Raw genomic sequence first — 18556 nt, 5'->3', positions numbered from 1 at the left:
TCCGCTCGTCCGCCGCGCACAACATCAACTTCACTAGGTGTATTTGACGGGTCGTGAGGCCGGGCCGTCGATCCGTCATCCGCAATGCCGCTGCCTGCACACCTCTTGACGCGCTGTTGCCACATTCATATGTTGAGCAGTCGAAGCGCTTCGACTACTGCGCTCGGCAACCTGCCCCAGCCGGCCGCAGTCCACCGCTCAACCGGTCCGAGCCGCCGTGTCACCAGGCGTCCGAAGGACCGTCCGCGCACAGCCGGGCCGCTATCCACAGGCGCGTCGCCCCGACACCTCGCGAGGACCTCCACCATGCCGTCTGCACGGAAACGTCGGGATGCGCGCAGCAGGCTGCGCATTCCGCCCACCATCGCCGGAACCCTCGCCCTGGTGCGCCTGCTGCCCCGGATCAGCCGGGCCAGGACCGCCTGGGGCCTGGCCGGGGTGCTCGCCGTCGCGGTGCTGCCGACCGCCGTCGCGGTCGCCACCGGTCTGCTCGTCGGCGCCGTCCCCGGCGCGCTGGAGCACGGGGTGTCGTCCTCCGCAGGCCGCCATCTCTTCGTCCTGCTCGGTGCCGTCGGTGTGCTGGTGGTCGTCCAGCAGGGCGTGCCGCCGCTGCTGACCGCGCTGGCCGACGCCTTCGGCCGGGACGTCGACCGCCACCTCCAGCAGGAGGCCATGGCAGCGGTCGGCCGTCCGGACCGGGTGGACCATCTGTCGGATCCGGAGGTGCTCGCCGCCCTGCGGGTCGTGCGCGGTCTCGGCGTCGCGGAGGGCGGCCGCCCGAGCCAGGCCGTCGCCGCGCTCGCCTATGTGCTGCCCGCGTGGCTGCGGGCGCTGACCGGCGCGGCCGTGCTCCTCGCCTTCCACTGGTGGCTCGGCCTGCTCTGGCTCGTCGCCTGGCCGCTGGCGGTGCACCGGATGCAGCGGGAGTACTTCCGGGTGGGCGAGCTGGGCTTCGGTCAGAGCGGGGCCCTCCAGGAGGCCGAGTACCTGCGGGACCTGGCGCTGACCGCCGGGCCGGCCAAGGAACTGCGGCTGTGGGGCATGCTGGACTGGCTCACCGCGCGCTTCGAGACGGCCTGGCGCAGCGCGCTGGAGCCCGTGTGGCGGCAACGCCGGCCCCGGGCCCGGGTCATCGGCGCGACCACCGGACTGCTCGGCGCGGTCAACCTGGTCTCCTACGCGGTCCTGGGCTGGGCCGCCGTCCACCAGGACCTCGACCTGGCCGGGCTCGCGATCTGCGTCCAGGCCCTCGCCCTGGCCAACACCTACACCGCCTTCGACGACCAGAACGCCCAGCTCGCCTACGCCGCCGTGGCGGTGCCGCACGTGCTGGCGCTGCGCGAGCACGTACGGACGGACGGCGGGACGGGCGGCGGAGCGGGCGACGCGACGGGCGGCGGGGAGCGGGCCGCCGTCCCCGTGTCCGCGCCGGAGGAGCTGCCCGCCGAGGCGGTACGCTTCCGCGACATCCGGCTGCGCTACCCCGGCACCGAGCGGAACGCGCTGAACGGCGTCGACCTCGACATCCGGGCCGGGCGCTCGCTCGCGATCGTGGGCGAGAACGGCGCCGGCAAGAGCTCCCTGGTCAAGCTGCTCTGCGGGCTGCACGTGCCGACCGCGGGCCGGATCGAGGTGGACGGGCACGATCTCGCCGGCCTGGACCCGCGCGACTGGAGGCGCCGGGTCAGCGTCCTCTTCCAGGACTTCGCCCGCTACCACCTCAGCGCCGCCGACAACATCACGCTGGGCGCCCCGGACCGCGCCGACGACGCGGAGCTGTTACGCACGGCGGCGGAACGCGCCGGTGCGCTCGCCGTCATCGAGGCGCTCCCGAACGGCTGGGACACCGTGCTCTCCCCCGAGTACACGGGCGGCACCGACCTGTCCGGCGGACAGTGGCAGCGCGTCGCGCTGGCCCGCGCGCTCTTCGCGGTCGGGGCGGGCGCGCGGGTCCTCGTCCTGGACGAGCCGACCGCCGCACTCGACATCCGCGCCGAGGCCGAGCTCTACGACCGCTTCCTGGAACTGACGGCGGGGCTGACCACCGTCCTGATCTCGCACCGCTTCTCCACGGTGCGCCGGGCGGACCGGATCGTGGTGCTGGAGCAGGGCCGCGTGGTCGAGGACGGCAGCCACGACGAACTGATGGCGCTGGACGGCACCTACGCGCGGATGTTCCGCATCCAGGCGGACCGCTTCACCGCGGCGGACGGCCACGCACCGTCCGCCAGCCACGCACCGTCCGACCACCGCGCGCAGTCCGCCAGCCACGCACCGACCGACCACCGCGCGCAGTCCGCCAGCCACGCACCGTCCGACCACCGCGCGCAGTCCGACGACCGCGCGCCATCCGACGACCGCGCACCTGACGACGACGAGCCGGGGCCGCCCCCCGTGCCCGTCCCGGTCGCCGCGACCGAGGCGACGGCGGAGCTGGAGGCCGGACATGCGTGAATCCCTGCGCTCCTACCTCGCCCTGATGGCCATCGGCTTCCGCGCCGCGCCCTGGCACGCCGGCTGGCAGCTCGTCACCGGCGTCGTCTTCGCGGTCTCCGTCCCCATCGGCGGTCTCGGCGCCAAACTGCTCGTCAACTCCTCGCTCGACGGTGACCTGCACGGCGCGCTGACGGCCGCGCTGCTGCTCGCCGCCGTCGTCACCGCCGCCCTCGCCGCGGTCTTCTACTACGTGCACTGCCTGTTCACCGTCCAGGAGCGCGCCGGAGCGCACGCCACCCGGGAGCTGATGCGGCTCATCGGCGGCGCGGACGGGCTCGCCCACCACGAGAACCCCGACTACCTCGACCAGGTCCAGCGCGTCCGCGAGGAGCAGGGCCAGCTCGCCGGGATGGTCAACGCCACCGCGGGCGTGGTCCGGGTGATCGCCACCCTGACGGTCACCGCCGTGCTGCTCGCGCGGGTCGACCCGCTGCTGCTCTTCCTCCCGCTGCTCGCCCTGCCCTCGTTCTGGCTGGGCAAGCTCAGCCGCGATCTGCGGGTCCGGGCCGACGAGGCGACCAGCGAGCCCGAGCGGCTGCGCCGGCACCTCTTCGAGCTGGGCACCTCCCCCGCCTACGGCGCGGAACTGCGCGTCTTCGGCCTCACCGGCGTGCTCGGGGACCGGCACCGGACCGTCGCCGAGCAGGTGGCCGCGCGCCGCAACCGGGCCGGGTGGCAGGCGGCGGGCCTCGCCGCGCTCGACAGCGCCCTCAACGCGCTGGGCTACGTCGCCGCCATCGCCCTCGTACTGATGCTGGCCGTGCACCGGCACGCGAGCGCGGGCGACGTCGTCCTGGTGGTGGGCCTGGCCGCGCAGATGAGCGCCACCGTGGGCACCGCGGTCGGCTACGGCACCTACTTCCTCCATGTGATCACCGTGGGACGCCGGTTCACCTGGCTGCGCCGCCACGCGGCCGACGAGTGGCGGGCCGCCGCACCCGCGGGGCCGCCGGCCGCGATCCCCGAACGGCTGCGGCAGGGCATCGAACTGCGCGACGTGCGCTTCCGCTACACCGGCGGGGACAGGACCCGGGAGGTGCTGCGCGAGGTGACGCTCAAGGTGCCGCCGGGCACGGTGGTGGCGTTGATCGGGGAGAACGGCGCGGGCAAGTCCACGCTGGTCAAGATGCTCTGCGGGTTCTACCGCCCGGACGAGGGCGCCGTCCTGGTGGACGGCACCGAGCTGGGAGCCTTCGACCCGGCCGCCTGGCGGGCCCGGTGCGCGGGCGCGTTCCAGGACCACGTCCGGCTGGAGTTCACCGTCCAGGAGACCGTGGGCCTGGGCGACCTGCCCCGGATCGAGGACCGGGCCGCCGTGGGCGCGGCGCTGGCCCGCGGCGGCGCGACCGCCCTGGTCGCCGCCCTGCCCGACGGCCAGGACACCCGGCTCGGCACCCGCCGGCCGGGGGGCGTGGACCTGTCGGGCGGCCAGTGGCAGAAGCTCGCGCTGTCCCGGGGCCTGATGCGCGAGCAGCCCCTGCTGCGCGTCTTCGACGAGCCGACGGCCGCCCTCGACGCGCACACCGAGCACGCCCTCTTCGAACGGTTCGCGGCGGCGGCCCACCAGGCGCGCGAGACCGGCGGGATCACGCTCCTGGTCTCCCACCGCTTCTCCACCGTCAGCATGGCCGACCTGATCGTCGTCCTCGACGAGGGGCGCGTCGTCGAGACCGGCAGCCACCGCGAGCTGATGGCGCGCGACGGCGTCTACGCCGAGCTGTACGCCCTTCAGTCCCGGGGCTACCGGTGAGCCGGGGCGCGGCCCGCCCGGGCAGAACGCCGAAGGGGGTCGAGAGACCGTGCTGACCCGATCGCTGACGGCCCGCCGGCTCGCCGAGCTGCGCCTGCTGCGCGGCTGGACCCAGGAGGAACTCGCCGAACGTTCCGGCCTGAGCGTGCGCACCATCCGCAATCTGGAACTCGGCCAGGTGCGCAACCCCCGGCGTTCCTCGATGGACCTGCTGGCCCAGGCCCTCGGCATGGACGCGGCGCAGAAGCTGCCCGCCGGGACCGACGGTCAGGACGCCGCCGTGCGCTGGCGCGGGCCCAGACCCCCGTCCGGCCCCGTGGTGGGCGCTTCGGCGGAGCGCGGATGGCTCGCGCACGCGGTACGGGGGAACCGCCTGACGACCGTTCTGGGCCCCGGCGGGGTCGGCAAGACCAGGCTCGCGCTGGACACCGCCGCGCGGATGTGCGGGCATTTCACCGACGGTGTGGTCGTCGTCGAGCTGGGCGACCTGCCGACCGAGCGTCTGCCCCACGGCAACAATGTGGAGATGGTCCGCCGACGGGTGCTGCGCCACCTCGACCTGGGCGACGGACGCGAGGCGGCCGACGCCCGGGTGCTGGTCGTCCTGGACAACGCCGAGCACGTCCCGGCCGCCACCGTGCAGGCCGCACGGGACCTGCTCGCGTCGCACCCGGGCATGAACATCCTGGTCACCGCGCGCCGCCGGCTCACCGAGCGGCTCGGCGTCAACCACGAGATCAAGCCGCTGCCGGTGGACGAGCCGCGGCCGGGCGCTCCCGCTCCGGCGGTGGAACTGGTGCTGCGGCACGGCGACGCCCATGCCGACCTGGGCCGCGACCTGCCGCTGATCACCGAGCTGTGCCGCCGCCTCGGCGGCCTGCCCCGCTACCTGGAGTTCGCGGCGGAACGGCTGCGCACGCTGCCGGTACGGATGCTGCTCGCGGACGGTCCGAGTGCGGCCCTGCTCTCGTCGGACGACCACGCGCTGCTGCGCCACCAGCGGTCGGTCTCGGAGGGCATCCGGTGGAGCCTCGACCTGCTGACGGAACACCACCGGTCGCTGATCACCGGGATCTCCACGACGCTGGCGCACCGCTGGTTCACCGCCGAGGACGTGGCGGCGCACCGCGGCGACGGGCGGCGTCCTCCCGAGGTCAACGCGCTGCTGCTCTTCCCCGACCTGCTGGAGACCTCGCTGGTGGTCGCCGACCCGGACGACCGGTACCGGTACCGGCTCGCGCCGTTCGTCGCGGAGGTGCTGCGGCCGACCGCGGACGCCTGCTGAGCGGATACGGCGCAGGGCACGGCGCCGACTCCGCGTCGTGCCCTGCACTCGTACCCGGCGCCCGGCCTCAGAGCTCCGCGGAGAACGAACCGGACACCGGCCAGTCGCCGGGGTCGTCGCCGTGGGCGTGCACCAGGGCGAGGACGATCCGTTCCAGTCCGAACGCGGCGCAACTACTGTGTGCCGGACCGCCGTCCGGGGCGCCGATGCCGAAGCGCTGCCCCAGGTGGTCCTTGTGCAGGTTGGCCGAGGCGATCGCGGTGCCCGCGTCGCCGTCCCGGACGGGGGCGACGAACTCGTACTTGAGGCTCTGCTGGAGCTGGCTGGAGCGCATGAAGCGCGCCCCGGGGCCGAAGAAGGGGTCGCTGGCCGCCTCGACCCGCACCTCGACGCCGAGCCGGGCGAACAGGGTCCGGCTGCGCTCGACCCACTCCTCGCGCCAGTCCAGGGCGTCCCGCTCGCTGCCCACCGCGACGAACTCGCGCATCCGGAACGAGCGGAACCGGCCGACCTCGCTGGTGGCCTCGTGCCGGTAGCAGGAGCCGGCCACGTCGAAATGGCGCGGCGCGTCCAGGACCCGGTCGGCCAGGGCCGGGTAGACGCTGTAGCAGACCGCCGGGGCGAGCACCGTGTCGGTGGCGGTCCTCGCGTCCTCGCCGAGCGGGTCGTCCGGGGCCGCGCCCGCCGGACCGTCCGGCGTCAACGCGTGTACGGAGCCCAGGAGATGGGGGAAGGACTCGGCGTACTCGGCGCGCTCGATGTGGCGGCGCGGGACGACCGGGGCGTGCCAGGAGGGACCCGGCGTGCCGGTCGGGTGGAGCGCGGTGAGCGCGGCCTGGAGGGCGGTCAGCGCCGACTCGAACCTGGCGGTGAAGCCGAGCACGCCGGGGACGCCGGTCGGCAGCAGCCAGCCGGCGGCGACGAGCCGGGCGAGCGGCCGGTGCGGCGCGTCCGCGGATCCGGCCGGAGCGGCGGCGGACGCCGTCGGGGCGGGCGAGGTCACAGGGGATCAGCTCCTTGGATGGGGGCGCGCCCGGCCGTCCGCTGACGAGCGGGGACTCACAGGCGCAGGGTCGAGGCGAGGTCGCCCAGGCGTTCCGGCAGGGCGCCGTCCACGGCCGCGGTGAGCAGGCCGAGGTAGCCGTCGGCGAGCGTGCGGGCCGCCGCGGCGCTGAGCAGCGAGGTGTTGTACCGGAGCACGAGCACGGTCTCCGTCCCGCGGTGGGACAGCTGGACGGTGAGGTCGAACTGGCCCTGCTGCTGCGGCAGCGGGCGCGCCCGCACGGCGTGGCCCGGCGGCAGACCGGCCCCGGGCGGCGCCCCGTCGTCCTCCACGGCCACCACGAAGAGCAGGCCGATCAGGCCCGCCCGGTCCGCGGACCGCGGCCGGTCGACCAGGCGGGGCATCAGGGCGAACGGGTAGGCGCGGTGGACCAGCCCGGACCGGAGCGCGTCGGCGGTCCGGCGCAGCAGACCGGCGAAACCGTCGTCGGCCTCGACCCGCGCCGCGAGCGGAAGGGTGTTGACATAGTGCCCGGTCGCGGTTCGGGACACCCGGCCCGAGCGGAGCGAGGCCGGGTAGCCGATGAGCCGGTCCGGCTCCCCGCTCAGGGCGTAGAGCAGCAGTTGGAAGCCGGCCAGGAGCACGGCGAACGGGGTGGTGTTGGCGTCGGCCGCCAGTGCCTGGACCCGGTCGACGAGCCCGGCCGGGACCGGTCGTTCCACCTGGTCGCCGGCGAAGCGGTAGACCTCCGGCCGGGGCAGGTCGCCGGCCAGCGGCGGATCGTGGGGCACCGCCTCCAGTACGTCCCGCCAGTACCGCGCGGCGGACGTGCCGCGCGGCGACTGGAGGAAGTCCCGCTCGCGGCCGACGAATTCGGCGTAGGGCGCTCCCCGGTCCGCACCCGCTCCGACCGGCGCCGCGCCGGCCACGACCCGCCCGTAGGCGGCGAGCAGGTCGCGGCAGAGCCGCCCCTGGGAGGGGTTGTCCACGGCGATGTGGTGGGCCGTCACCACCAGCAGCGCGCCGCCCTGTTCACGGAGCAGCAGGGAGACCCGCACCGGCGGCTCCCGGTCCAGCCGGAACGGACGCCGGGACGCCGCAAGCGCGGTCGCGTGCAGCGCGCCGTCGTCGCCGCCGGCCGGGAGCACCTCGAAGACGGACGGGTAGGGAGCGGCGGCCCCGGGCAGCCGGCGCGGGCCCGAAGGCGTCGTCCGGACGAGGCAGTTGAGCATGGAGTTCTCCGCCACGACGGCGAGCACCGCCGTGCGCAGCGCGGCCACGTCGACGTCGAAGTCCAGCTCCACCGCGGCGGAGGTGTTGTAGGCGCTGCTCTCGGGCGCCAGCGCGTGCAGGAACCACAGCGCCTCCTGCCCGACGCTCAGGGCGTGGCCTTCCGTCGCCGTCACAGTGCTGTGGGCCATCGCTGACGCCCGCTCCCGATGCCTCAGGTCCGCGCGGTCGCGGACTCCCGCGGCCCAGTAAGGCACCGAACCCCCGCTCCGGACAGGCAGCGCGGGGGGCAACTCCGGCCGGCCGGCACAGGCAGCGGCAGGGTTCCGGACCGGCAAACTGCCTCCGCTGTTGCCTGTTGCCGGGGTGGGGCGCTGCCTACGCTCGTCCCTCGTCGGCCGGGGTTGCACCGGCACTCACCTGGGGTCAGGACCGTGATATTCGAGCACGCCTACGAAATGGTTCTCGACAACGTCTTCCTGCATCTCGGGGACGCGGTCGAGAACGTCGATGTCTACCTCAAGCTGGAGGGACTCAACCCAGCGGGATCCGTCAAGCTGAAGACGGCCGTCGCCATGGTCGAGGACGCCGAGGCGCGCGGCCTGCTACGGCCGGGCAGCCGGCTGATCGAGTCCTCCTCCGGGAGCCTCGGCATCGCGCTGGCCATGGTCGCGGCGGAGAAGGGCTACGCCTTCATCTGCGTCACCGACGCCAACACCTCCCCGCAGAGCCTGGACGTGATGCGCGCCCTGGGCGCGCACACGATCCAGATCGACCGGCGCGACGCGAGCGGCGGCTACCTGGGGAGCCGGATCTCCTACATCGAGCAGCGTGTCGCCGCCGAGCCGGACCTGGTCTGGCTCAACCAGTACGCCAACCCGGCCAACCGTGACGTGCACGACCGGTGCACCGCGGCGGCGATCACCGCCGAGGTCCCGGCGGTGGACTACCTGTTCGTGGGCACCGGCTCCGCCGGGACGCTGATGGGCTGCGTCAGCCACTTCCGCCGGGTCTCCCCCAGGACCCGGATCGTGGCCGTGGACACGGCGGGCTCGGTCAGCTTCGGCACACCGCCCGGCCCCCGCCACATCCCCGGCATCGGGGCGAGCCGGCGGCCCGAGCTGTTCCGGCCCGAGCTGGTGGACGAGCTGGTGCTGGTGGCCGAGACCGACGCGGTGCGCACCTGCCGCCGGCTGGCGCGCGGTCGTGGGCTCTTCGTGGGCGGCTCCACCGGCTCGGTGATGGCCGCGGTGATCCAGCGGGCCCCCGCCCTGCCGCCGGGCTCGCGGGTGGTGGCCATCTCGCCGGACCTGGGGGACCGCTACTCCCGGACCGTCTACCAGGACTCCTGGGTGGCCGAGACCTTCGGCCCGGGGGCGCTGGCCGCGGACCCGGGCCGCCCCGTCGCCGACCGCCTCTCCGCAGCGAGGAGTTGACGCACGTGCTGCCCTTCCACGTCATGGGCGGAAAGGCCGTCCGCGCGGTCGTCGACCGCTCCCGGCCGCGGATCCGCACCGCCGTGCAGGACGCCTACCTGGCGCACCACCACGGCGGGACGATCAATCCCGACAGCTACTTCCTGCGCTTCCCCGACAAGCCGGAGGCGCGCATCATCGCCCTGCCCGCGCTGCTGCGCGGCGAGCCGACGGTGGCCGGGATCAAGTGGATCAGCAGCTTCCCCAACAACCTGGACCGCGGCCTGCCGCGCGCCTCCGCCGTGCTGGTCCTCAACGACTACGACACCGGCCACCCCTTCGCCTGCCTGGAGGCGTCGCAGATCAGCGCCGCCCGTACCGCGGCCTCCGCCGCGCTGGCCGCCGAACGCCTCCGGGGCGGCCCGCGGGCGGACCGGGTCACGGTGGTGGGGGCGGGCGTCATCTCCCGCACCGTGCTGGAGTTCCTGCGCGATCTGGAGTGGTCGGTGGGCGAGGTCGTCGTGCACGACACCGTCGCCGCCTACGCGGAGCGGTCCGCGCGCCACGCGCGCACCCTCGGCTTCCGCGCCCGCGCCGAGGAGAGCCTGCGCGGCGCGGTCGCGGACGCGGACCTGGTGGTGCTGGCCACCACCGCGGCCGCCCCCTACATCACCGAGCCGGGCTTCTTCGCGGCGGGGCAAACGGTGCTCAACATCTCGCTGCGGGACATCGGCCCCGAGCTCGTCGCGCAGGCCCACAACGTCCTCGACGACGTGCAGCACTGCCTCAAGGCGGGAACCTCCCCGCACCTGGCGGCGGAGAAGTTCGGGACGCGCGAGTTCATCGACGGCACCCTGGCCGGGCTGCTGCTGGACGAGTACGCGCTCACCTCCGCCAAACCGGTGATCTTCTCCCCGTTCGGCCTGGGTGTGCTGGACCTCGCGGTCGGCGGCCTGGTCCTGGCCGCCGGGCTGGCGGACGGCACGGCGCGGGCGGTCCCCGACTTCTTCCCCGAACCCGAGGAGGCGCGGTGGTGAACCAGGCACGGCACCTGATCTCGCTCACGGACCTGCCGGACGACCAGCTCCGTACGGTCGTCGAGCGCGGCGCCGAGCACGCGCGCCGGGCGGCCCTGGGCCTGCCCGCGGCGCCGACCCTGGCCGGGGCCGTGGTCGGCGTCTACTTCCGCCGCACCTCGACCCGCACCCGCACCGCCTTCTCCGCCGCGGCGCTGCGCCTGGGCGCGGGCGTGATCGCCTACGGCCCGCAGGACCTGCAGACCAACACCGGAGAGACCACCGAGGACACCGGGCGGGTGCTGGCGGGAATGCTCGACGTCCTGGTCGCCCGGACCGCCGACGACCCCGGGGAGATGCGCGGATGGGCGGCGGGGCAGCGGCGGATGGCGGTGGTCAACGCCATGAGCTCCAACGAGCACCCGACCCAGGCGCTCGCCGACCTGACCACGCTCACCCTGCACTTCGGCTCGGTGGACGGGCTGCGCGTGCTCTACGTCGGCGAGGGCAACAACACCGCCGCCGCGCTCGCGCTCGGCCTGAGCCGCTTCCGCGGCGTGCTGCTCGACCTGCGCACCCCGCCCGGCTACGGCCTCGAGCCGCGCGTCCGGGCCCTGGCGGAGGCCCAGGCGGCCGCCGCCGGAGCAGGACTGACGGAACGTCATGACCTCGCGGACCTGCCGGATGACCTGGACGCCGTCTACACCACACGCTGGCAGACCACCGGGACCACCAAGCCCGACCCCGACTGGCGCACCGTCTTCGCGCCCTTCCACGTCGGTACCGAACTGATGGCCCGCGCGCCCAAGGCACTGTTCCTGCACGACCTGCCGGCGCACCGCGGCGAGGAGGTCGCGGCGGAGGTGCTGGACGGGCCGGACAGCATCGCCTTCACCCAGGCGGAGAACAAGATGCACAGCGCGATGGCGGTACTGGAGTGGTGCCATGGCCTCGGCTGACCGCACGGCTGTCACGGCGCCGGCCGCACCTGCCCCGCCGGCCGCGCGGCCGGCGGGGGGCGGGCCGCCCCGGCTGCGGCTGCAGCGGGTCGCGCCGTTCGTGCCCGGCACGACGGTGGCGATCGGCGACCTCCGGGACCGGCTGGGCCTGACCCGGGCCGAGGTCCGCCTCTTCACCGGTTTCCTGGGGCTCGACCGGGTGCCGATGGCCGAGGGGATGACCGGACTGGACATGCTGCTGAGGGCCGGTGAGGCGGTCCTCGACGGAGCGGACCGGGACCGGGTGCGCCACCTCGTGCACCCGCACACCCTGCTGCACATCGCCCCGCCCGCGCACCGCTGGATGATCACTCTCCGGGAGAAGCTGCGGCTGCCCGCGGCCTCGGCCTTCGAACTCTCCCACCAGAACTGCACCAGCGGCCTGTTCGGGCTGCGGCTGCTGGAGGCCCTGCTGCGGACCGACCCGCCGGGCGCGCAGGGGCTGCTCCTGATCGCCGACAAGATCACCTCACCGCTGGCCCAGAAGATCGCCGGCACCACGATCCTGGGCGAGGCCGCGGCCGCCGTCCTGGCCGGCCTCGACGGGCCGGGCGACGAGGTGATCGGCCAGGCGCACCGCACCCTGGGCGAGTACCACGCCTCCCTCGACATGCCGGCCGACCTCAGGCGCCACTACTCGCAGCTCTATCTGCCGACCATGCTGGAGGTGCTCCAGGAGGCGGTGGCGGACGCCGGGCTCACCCTCGGCGAGGTGGACCGGATCCTCCCGCACAACGTCAACCGGCACTCGTGGGTGAAGGCCGCGCAGCAGCTGGGGCTGCCGACCGAGCGCTTCTACCTGGAGAACGTGCCCAGGACCGGCCACTGCTTCGGTGCGGACCCCTTCGTCAACCTGGTCAGCGCGCGCGCCGAGTCCGCGGTCCGTCCCGGCGACGCGGTGGCGCTGCTGTCGGCCGGGTCGAGCGGCACCTTCTCGGCCGTGCTGCTCCGCCTCGACGACCTGCCCGCCCGCGCCGGCGTCGGCACGCCCACGCCCTGCACGGAGGGAGACTGACATGGCCCCGGACACCAGCGACGGAGTGGTGCACGGGCCCGGCGCCCGGCCGGGCTTCGTCCGCCGGCTGAAGGCCGCGGTCACCGGCGACCCCGACGCGCGTTTCGTCCACCTGAACAACTTCGAGGTGGAGCGGGTGTGGGGAGAGGGTGAGCCGGGCCTGCCCGGCGCCGGGCTCTCCTTGAACTCCCCCACCGTCAACCGGATGGAGGAGGTCGGCGTCCTGCTCGTCGACGAGGGCGACGCGGTGATCCTCAAGGAGGCCGTCGAACCGGCCCTGGAGGAGTATCTGCGCGGCCTCGGTCTCGCGGCGGGCCGGGTGCTGACGGTGGACCGGAACACCCCCGAGCGTTCGGTCGCCGTCGACGCCCTGGACTCCCCGCGCCTGCTCGCCGAGCTGGCCTCGATGGCCGACGGGCGCACCCACCTGATGCCGATGGGCGTCTCCGTCCACGAGGAGCGCCTGGCCGCCGCCACCGGCCTGCCGCTCGCGGGGCCGTCCGCCGCCGTCTGCAAGCACGTCAACGGCAAGCTCTTCAGCCGGGCGCTGGTGGACCGGTCCGGACTGCGGCAGGTCCCGGGCACCGGCTGCCGGACCGTGGACGAGCTGGCCGCCGCGATCGAGGAGCACCTCGCCGACGGTGCGGGGCCCGTCGTGGTCAAGGAGTCGCTCGGCGTCTCCGGACGCGGCCTGGTGGTGCTGGACAGCGCCCGGCGCGGTGAGCGGCTGGTGCGGATGGCGGCGCGGCGCGGCGCGCGGCTCGACGTCGTCGTCGAGCGGTGGATCGACAAGGAGTGCGACCTCAACTACCAGTTCCTGGTCGGCCGGGACGGCTCGGTGTCGTTCGAGACCGTCAAGGCCGCGCTCACCGAGAACGGCGTCCACCGCGGCCACCTCTTCCCGCCCCCGCTGACACCGGCGCAGACCGCCGAGCTGGAGACGGCGGCGCAGACCCTCGGCAAGGGGCTGGCGGAGGCGGGCTACTTCGGCGTCGTCGGCGTGGACGCCATGCTCGGGCGCGACGGGACGCTCTACCCCTGCCTGGAGATCAACGCCCGGTTCAACATGGCGACCTTCCAGAACCGGCTGGCCGAACGGTTCGTGCTCCCCGGCCGGCACGCCCTGGCGACGGTGTTCGACCTCCAGCCTCGGCGCGTGCACGGCTTCGCGGAGGTGCGCGAGGCGCTGGGCGGGCTGCTGTTCGCCCCCGGCGCCGCGGCCTGCCCGGAGCGGGCCCGCGGCGTCCTGGTCAGCAACACGGCGACGCTGCGCGCGGGCGCGGCCCCCGGCCGCCCGTTCCCGGGCCGTCTGTACGCGGTCTGCGTCGGCGACGGCCCGCAAGACGTCAACGCCCTGAGGTCGGCAGCGGCTCGGGCCCTGGAGAAGATGGTGGAGCAGGCATGAGCGGTTCCGGACCCCACGCGCTCGAAGACGTCTCGGGACAGGGCTGGGCTCGGGCGCGGACCGCCCCCGCGGACCTGACCGGGCCGAGCGGCTGGCAGGACCTCGCCGAACGCTTCGGCACACCGCTCTACGTCTACGACGGCGACTGGCTCGCGGACAACCTGCGCACCCTGCGCGCCGCGCTCCACCCGGCGCTGGAGGTGTTCTTCTCCCTCAAGTCCAACCCCAACCGCGCCGTCTACGAGGTGCTGCGCTCGGCGGGCGCGCGGGCCGAGGTCTCCTCGCTCGCCGAGCTGTGCACGGTCCTCCACGCGGGCACCGACCCCGGCGACGTGGTCTTTCTCGGACCGGGCAAGAGCGGGGCCGAGATCGAGGCGTGCGTCAAGGCGGGCCTGTACGCGGTGGTCTGCGAGTCCTTCGCCGAACTCGCGCTCATCGACGCCGCCGCGGCGCGGCTGGGTGTGCGCCAGCGCGTCCTGCTCCGTGTCAACCCCGCCCGCTCGGTGGCCGGTTCACGGCTCACCATGGGCGGCAAGCCCCGCCAGTTCGGCATCGACGAGGCCGCCGTGCTGGCCTCCGGCGCGCTGGTCCGGGCCCACCGGCACGCCTACGTCGCGGGCGTCCAAGTCTACCTGGGCACCCGCATCCTCGACGCCGAGGTGATCCGGAAGAACACCGCCTACGTCCTCGACCTGGCCGAGCGGGTGGCCGAGGCCGTCGGCGTCCCGCTGGACGCGGTGGACGTCGGCGGCGGGCTCGGGGTGGCGTACTTCGACGGCGAGCACGATCTCGACCTCGCCGAGCTGGCCGAGGGCGTCAACCCGCTGCTGGAGGAGTTCCACCGCGAGCACCCCGGGACCCGTCTGATCATGGAGTCCGGCCGCTACCTGACCGCGCCGGGCGGTACCTACCTGATGGGCGTGCGCTACCTCAAGGAGTCGATGGGCGAGCGGTTCGCCGTCGCGGACGGCGGCACCCACCACCACATGGCGGCGGTCGGCATCGGCTCCTTCGTCAAACGCAACTTCCCCGTCGAACTGCTCTCGCGCGCCGTGCCGCCGGACGCGCCCCGGGCGCCGTGGACCGTGGCCGGCCCGCTGTGCACCCCCAACGACACCGTCGCCAAGGCGGTGCAGCTGCCCGAACTTGAGGTGGGCGACCTGCTCGGCGTCCGCCGCTCCGGCGCCTACGGGCCCTCCGCCTCGCCGTCCTACTTCCTCAGCCACGGCTACCCCGCCGAGGTACTGGTCCGCGCCGGGACGGCGTACCTGGTCCGGCGCCGGGACACCGTGGACGACCTGCTGTCCCGTCAGGCCACGCACCCGGACCTGTCCGGGACGCCGGACGCCCGCTGAACCCCGTACCCGCCGTGACCGCACCGATCCCAGGAGAGGGACTCATGCCCGCCACCGACGCCACCGCGATCCGCACCGCCCTCCAGGAGGGCCTCGCCGAGGTCCTCCGCAAGGAGGTGCCCGAACTCCGGGACGACATGCGCCTGTTCGGCGACCTCTCGCTCGACTCGACCGGCGTGATCGAACTGCTGATGACCCTGGAGGACTCGCTCGGCCTGGAGGTGGACCCGGACGAGCTGACGCCCGAGGTCTTCGACACCGTCGGCACGCTCGCGGCGTACGTCCGCGACTGCCTGGCCGGCGCGCAGGAGTCGGTGGGCTGAGCCGTGACGTTCGCCGCGCCACCCCATTCCCGGGCGGAGACCGGGGACCCGCCGGCTCTTCCGAAGCCCCTTCCGCTGGCCCGGCCGGTGGCGCGCTCCTTCGTGCCGCGCGCCCAGCCGCCCGGCACGGAGACGGCCTTCCGGTTCATGACCGACCTGCTCTCGGTGTTCGGGATCCCCCGGGACGAGGAACTCGTCGCCTCCGGCGGCGGCAACTCCTTCCGCACGATGGGCACCGAGCTGCTGCACGCCCTGGACCGCCCGCTGCCCCCGCTCGACGTGCTCGCCCTCGCCTTCCACACCCCGGATCTCGACTTCGTCGACGTCGCCGGGTGCGCGCTCGCCGAGCAGTGCGCGGGACGCCCCGACGTCTTCGCCGTCTCCGGGCAGGGTGTGGGCGCCCCGTTCACCGCCCTGCGCACCCTCGCCGCCCTGCACGCCACCGGACGCGCCGAGCACAGCGCGCTGCTGACGTTCGACCAGACCACGCTCCCGTACCCCGAACCGGACGTGCACGGCCACGACCGCGAGGACTGCGCGGTGCTGCTGCGCACCGACGCGCTGCCGGGGCCCGGCTCCGCCCGGCTCGTCTTCACCGACGAGCGCCCGGTGGAGGACGCCCGGGAGGCGCTCGCCGTGCTGGAGCGGAAACGCTCCGCCCGGCTGGTCCTCGGCGGCACCCTGGCCGCGCTGCTCACCCGCGCCCCGGACGCGGATGTCGTCACCGGGCCGCGGCGCCTGATCTGCGCCAGCGCCTGGGCCGCGCTCGCCGCGTGCTGGCCGGAGCGGGGCCTGCCCGCCGACCTGCCGACCGTGGTGGCCGACTACGACCCGCACGCCGGACGCCTCTTCCGGGCCGGACTGCTGGGGGCGACAGGGTGACCCCGCTGTCCACACCGCCCTGCCCGGACCAGGCGGAACTGCGGCGGATCGGCCGCGAGTCCGGGCTGGCCGCCGGACTCGCCGCGGTCCTGGCCGGACTCGACCCGTACGCCGTCGCCCCCGGGGGACGGGCGGTGCTGCCGGTGGCCGACGTGCCCGCCGACGCGCGGGTCGTCCCGCACGTCTTCGCGCACCGGGAGGGTCTGGCCCTGGTCCGGCTGCCGGCCGCGGGCGGCAGCGGCCTGCCGGCCTCCCGCTCGGCGGCGCTGGCCGCGGTGCGCTGCGGGGTGCTGGAGCGGCTGCTGGACGCGGCGGCGCACCGGCTGGCCCGGCGCGGCTTCGGCGGAGTCCCGCTCGCCGAGCAGCAGTTGGTGCAGGGGGCGACGGCGGACGTGGTCACCGTGCTGCACACGGCCGCCGCCACCGCGCCGGACGCACCGGCGGCCGCGCTCGCCGCGGTGCACGAGCAGCTCACCGAGGCGGCGTGGACGGTGGCCCGGTTCTTCGGCGCGGAGGGCTTCGTCGCGGCCCATCCGGTGTGGGCGCTGCACCTGTCCGCGCTCACGGCCGACGTCTGGGCGCCCCGCGCGGTGTCCGGGAGAGGAAGCCGATGACCACGACCGCGCCCGGCCCCGGGCACTCCCCCGCCCTCGGCCCCGCCCTCGGCCCCGGCCTCGACGAGCGCCTCAGGACACTGCGCGCCCACGCCCGCGACATGGCGCCCGAACTGCGCGCGCACGCCCTCGCCGTGGACGCCGACCCCTACGACATGGGCCCTCATCTCGGCGTCGCCGCCTACGACCTGATCCGGGCCACCACCACGCCGCCGGAGTACGGCGAAGGACCGCTGCGCCTCGGCCGCTTCAGCTATCCGCCGGGCCGCTGCCTGGACCAGGTGGTCATGCTCGCGGAACTGGCGCGCGGGGACGCAGGCATGCTCCTCGCCTGCCCCGCGCCGAGCCTGGCCGGCGTGCTGCTGGACCAGATGGGCGACCGCGCGCAGCGCGACCACTTCTACGGCACGCTCGCCTCCGGCACCGCCTGGACGTTCTTCGCCGTGACCGAGCCGGGCCACGGCAGCGACGCCGGCTCCATGGAGACCCGCCTCGAACGCGCCGCGGGCCCGGGCGGTCCCGGCCGTTCCGGCGACTACCGGCTGACCGGGGTCAAGCGCTACATCGGCAGCGGCGCGCGCGGCGCGCTCGGCGTGGTCTTCGCCCGGACCGGGCGCGGCCCGCTGTCCCTGCGGGCCGCGCTCGTCGACGCCGCGTCCCCCGGTTTCGCCGCCGGGGAGCTCGACATGTTCGGGCTGCGCGGCACCTGCCTGGCCGAGCTGCGCCTGGACGGCGTACCGGTGCCGGAGGAGCGGCTGCTGGGCCGTCATCTCCCGGCCACCCGGCAGGGTCTGCTGGCGGCCGTGCGCGTCTTCAACCAGATGCGCGCCCAGGTCGGCGCGCTCGCCGTGGGCACCGCCGCGGCACTGGTGGAACTGGTGGACGCGGAGCGCCCGGACGCCCCCGGCGCGGAGACCTTCGCCGCGCGGACCGAGGCGTGCCGGAGCCTGGTGCACGCGGCGGGCGCGGCCGTCGACGCCGACCGGGACGCCGGCCACGCGTCGAGCCTGGCCAAGTACGCCGCCACCGGCCTGGCCCGGGAGACCGCACGCTGGGCGGTGCGCTCGCTCGGCCCCGAGGCGCTGGTGGACCTGCCGCTGCTGGAGAAGTGGACCCGGGACGTGGCCGCCTTCGAGTTCATGGAGGGCACCTCGGACATCCAGCGCCAGCACATCGCCACGGCGTACGCCAAGGGCCGCTACGCCCTCCACCGCACCGGCCCGGCCGGGTCCCCGCCCCGCGGGGAGGAGGCGCGATGAGGCTCGGCGTGGACCTGCTCGACGTCGCGCGGTTCGGCCGGATCGCCGGCCACCCGCGCGGCAGGCGCATGGTCTTCACGGCGGCCGAGCTGGCGGAGGCGGAGGGGCTGGCCGCGGAACGCGCCGCCGAGTTCCTGGCCGGGCGCTTCTGCGCCAAGGAGGCCACCGCGAAGGCGCTCGGCCGGGGCCTCGGGCAGGGCCTCGGCTGGCGCGACATCGAGGTGCTCAGGGACGAGTTCGGCGCCCCCCGCGTCAGGCTCGGCGGCGGCGCACGCGCTGTCGCCGAGCGGCAGGGGGTGGGAGAGATCACGCTGTCGCTCAGTCATCACGGCGGCTGGGTCGTCGCGGCGGCCATCGCCCTGCCCGCCCCCGGCGCCGGCCCCGGGGCCCGTGCCGGGGCCGGTTCCGGTGCCGACGCTGCCGGCCCCGGCCCCGCCCCGAGCCCGGACCGCTGAGCCCGTCACCCCCGTACCTGTAGCTCGTACCTCGCACCTGTACCTCGTACGCGCA

At 75.0% G+C, this 18556-nt stretch carries 16 protein-coding genes; 14 read left to right on the top strand and 2 right to left on the bottom strand.

Annotated features, from left to right (window positions below; translation table 11 throughout):
• Nucleotides 1-306: 306 nt before the first annotated feature.
• From AB0G63_RS02755 to AB0G63_RS02745, 3 genes are read left to right on the top strand one after another with little or no spacing between them, the layout of a single operon-like run.
• Nucleotides 307-2454, top strand: a complete 2148-nt coding sequence (locus AB0G63_RS02755) for an ATP-binding cassette domain-containing protein (RefSeq protein WP_360743095.1) — start codon at nucleotides 307-309, stop codon at nucleotides 2452-2454.
• Nucleotides 2447-4246, top strand: coding sequence for an ABC transporter ATP-binding protein (locus AB0G63_RS02750; protein ID WP_360743092.1), 1800 nt, complete (start codon nucleotides 2447-2449; stop codon nucleotides 4244-4246). The genes AB0G63_RS02755 and AB0G63_RS02750 overlap by 8 nt, the downstream gene beginning before the upstream one ends.
• Nucleotides 4247-4295: 49 nt before the next feature.
• Entirely contained in the window at nucleotides 4296-5531 is a 1236-nt protein-coding gene (locus AB0G63_RS02745; protein ID WP_360743089.1) for a helix-turn-helix domain-containing protein, read from the top strand.
• A gap of 67 nt (nucleotides 5532-5598) precedes the next feature.
• Here AB0G63_RS02745 and AB0G63_RS02740 read toward each other — a convergent pair whose 3' ends face one another.
• Together AB0G63_RS02740 and AB0G63_RS02735 are read right to left on the bottom strand one after the other, a co-directional pair.
• Nucleotides 5599-6534: an aminoacyl--tRNA ligase-related protein gene (locus tag AB0G63_RS02740; protein WP_360743086.1), complete on the bottom strand. Its 936-nt coding sequence runs from the start codon at nucleotides 6532-6534 to the stop codon at nucleotides 5599-5601.
• Between the two features lie 56 nt (nucleotides 6535-6590).
• Nucleotides 6591-7955 (bottom strand): condensation domain-containing protein, encoded by a 1365-nt coding sequence (locus tag AB0G63_RS02735; protein WP_360743083.1) that lies wholly within the window; start codon nucleotides 7953-7955, stop codon nucleotides 6591-6593.
• A gap of 243 nt (nucleotides 7956-8198) precedes the next feature.
• On the opposite strand from AB0G63_RS02735, the gene sbnA reads away from it, so the two are divergent.
• From sbnA to acpS, 11 genes are all read left to right on the top strand, one after another.
• Nucleotides 8199-9200, top strand: a complete 1002-nt coding sequence (sbnA, locus tag AB0G63_RS02730; RefSeq protein ID WP_360743080.1) for a 2,3-diaminopropionate biosynthesis protein SbnA — start codon at nucleotides 8199-8201, stop codon at nucleotides 9198-9200.
• A gap of 5 nt (nucleotides 9201-9205) precedes the next feature.
• Complete coding sequence (gene sbnB / locus AB0G63_RS02725; RefSeq protein ID WP_360743077.1) at nucleotides 9206-10216, top strand: 2,3-diaminopropionate biosynthesis protein SbnB; 1011 nt, start codon at nucleotides 9206-9208, stop codon at nucleotides 10214-10216.
• Nucleotides 10213-11154 carry an ornithine carbamoyltransferase gene (locus AB0G63_RS02720; RefSeq protein WP_360743187.1) on the top strand — a complete coding sequence of 314 codons (942 nt, stop codon included), beginning with the start codon at nucleotides 10213-10215 and terminating at the stop codon, nucleotides 11152-11154. The genes sbnB and AB0G63_RS02720 overlap by 4 nt, the downstream gene beginning before the upstream one ends.
• The gene (locus AB0G63_RS02715) at nucleotides 11141-12208 is read left to right on the top strand and encodes a 3-oxoacyl-[acyl-carrier-protein] synthase III C-terminal domain-containing protein (protein WP_360743075.1); all 1068 of its coding nucleotides are present in this window, start codon (nucleotides 11141-11143) and stop codon (nucleotides 12206-12208) included. Before AB0G63_RS02720 ends, AB0G63_RS02715 begins: the two co-directional genes overlap by 14 nt.
• Nucleotide 12209: 1 nt before the next feature.
• Nucleotides 12210-13613 (top strand): ATP-grasp domain-containing protein, encoded by a 1404-nt coding sequence (locus tag AB0G63_RS02710; protein ID WP_360743072.1) that lies wholly within the window; start codon nucleotides 12210-12212, stop codon nucleotides 13611-13613.
• On the top strand, nucleotides 13610-14968 hold the full coding sequence (locus tag AB0G63_RS02705; protein WP_360743069.1) for a type III PLP-dependent enzyme: 1359 nt from the start codon (nucleotides 13610-13612) through the stop codon (nucleotides 14966-14968). The genes AB0G63_RS02710 and AB0G63_RS02705 overlap by 4 nt, the downstream gene beginning before the upstream one ends.
• A 44-nt stretch (nucleotides 14969-15012) precedes the next feature.
• Nucleotides 15013-15291 (top strand): acyl carrier protein, encoded by a 279-nt coding sequence (locus AB0G63_RS02700; RefSeq protein WP_360743066.1) that lies wholly within the window; start codon nucleotides 15013-15015, stop codon nucleotides 15289-15291.
• A gap of 87 nt (nucleotides 15292-15378) precedes the next feature.
• Nucleotides 15379-16173 carry a hypothetical protein gene (locus AB0G63_RS02695; protein WP_360743063.1) on the top strand — a complete coding sequence of 265 codons (795 nt, stop codon included), beginning with the start codon at nucleotides 15379-15381 and terminating at the stop codon, nucleotides 16171-16173.
• A complete protein-coding gene (locus AB0G63_RS02690; protein ID WP_360743060.1) occupies nucleotides 16170-16787 on the top strand; it encodes a hypothetical protein in 618 nt (205 codons plus the stop codon). Before AB0G63_RS02695 ends, AB0G63_RS02690 begins: the two co-directional genes overlap by 4 nt.
• Nucleotides 16784-18046, top strand: a complete 1263-nt coding sequence (locus AB0G63_RS02685) for an acyl-CoA dehydrogenase (protein WP_360743057.1) — start codon at nucleotides 16784-16786, stop codon at nucleotides 18044-18046. The genes AB0G63_RS02690 and AB0G63_RS02685 overlap by 4 nt, the downstream gene beginning before the upstream one ends.
• Nucleotides 18043-18501 (top strand): holo-ACP synthase, encoded by a 459-nt coding sequence (gene acpS / locus AB0G63_RS02680; protein ID WP_360743054.1) that lies wholly within the window; start codon nucleotides 18043-18045, stop codon nucleotides 18499-18501. The genes AB0G63_RS02685 and acpS overlap by 4 nt, the downstream gene beginning before the upstream one ends.
• Nucleotides 18502-18556 lie beyond the last annotated feature (55 nt).

Source organism: Streptomyces sp. NPDC020996, from assembly GCF_040641355.1.
Classification (GTDB): Bacteria; Actinomycetota; Actinomycetes; order Streptomycetales; family Streptomycetaceae; genus Streptomyces.
This window is presented reverse-complemented; position numbering and strand designations above follow the sequence as displayed.

Bases quoted from the DNA above. Each gene is read 5' to 3' on its own strand.
- AB0G63_RS02700 (WP_360743066.1), top strand. From the start codon at position 15,013: ATGCCCGCCACCGACGCCACCGCGATCCGCACCGCCCTCCAGGAGGGC.
- AB0G63_RS02750 (WP_360743092.1), top strand. From the start codon at position 2,447: ATGCGTGAATCCCTGCGCTCCTACCTCGCCCTGATGGCCATCGGCTTC.
- AB0G63_RS02705 (WP_360743069.1), top strand. From the start codon at position 13,610: ATGAGCGGTTCCGGACCCCACGCGCTCGAAGACGTCTCGGGACAGGGC.
- AB0G63_RS02735 (WP_360743083.1), bottom strand. From the start codon at position 7,955: ATGGCCCACAGCACTGTGACGGCGACGGAAGGCCACGCCCTGAGCGTC.
- AB0G63_RS02755 (WP_360743095.1), top strand. From the start codon at position 307: ATGCCGTCTGCACGGAAACGTCGGGATGCGCGCAGCAGGCTGCGCATT.
- AB0G63_RS02715 (WP_360743075.1), top strand. From the start codon at position 11,141: ATGGCCTCGGCTGACCGCACGGCTGTCACGGCGCCGGCCGCACCTGCC.
- AB0G63_RS02710 (WP_360743072.1), top strand. From the start codon at position 12,210: ATGGCCCCGGACACCAGCGACGGAGTGGTGCACGGGCCCGGCGCCCGG.
- acpS (WP_360743054.1), top strand. From the start codon at position 18,043: ATGAGGCTCGGCGTGGACCTGCTCGACGTCGCGCGGTTCGGCCGGATC.
- AB0G63_RS02685 (WP_360743057.1), top strand. From the start codon at position 16,784: ATGACCACGACCGCGCCCGGCCCCGGGCACTCCCCCGCCCTCGGCCCC.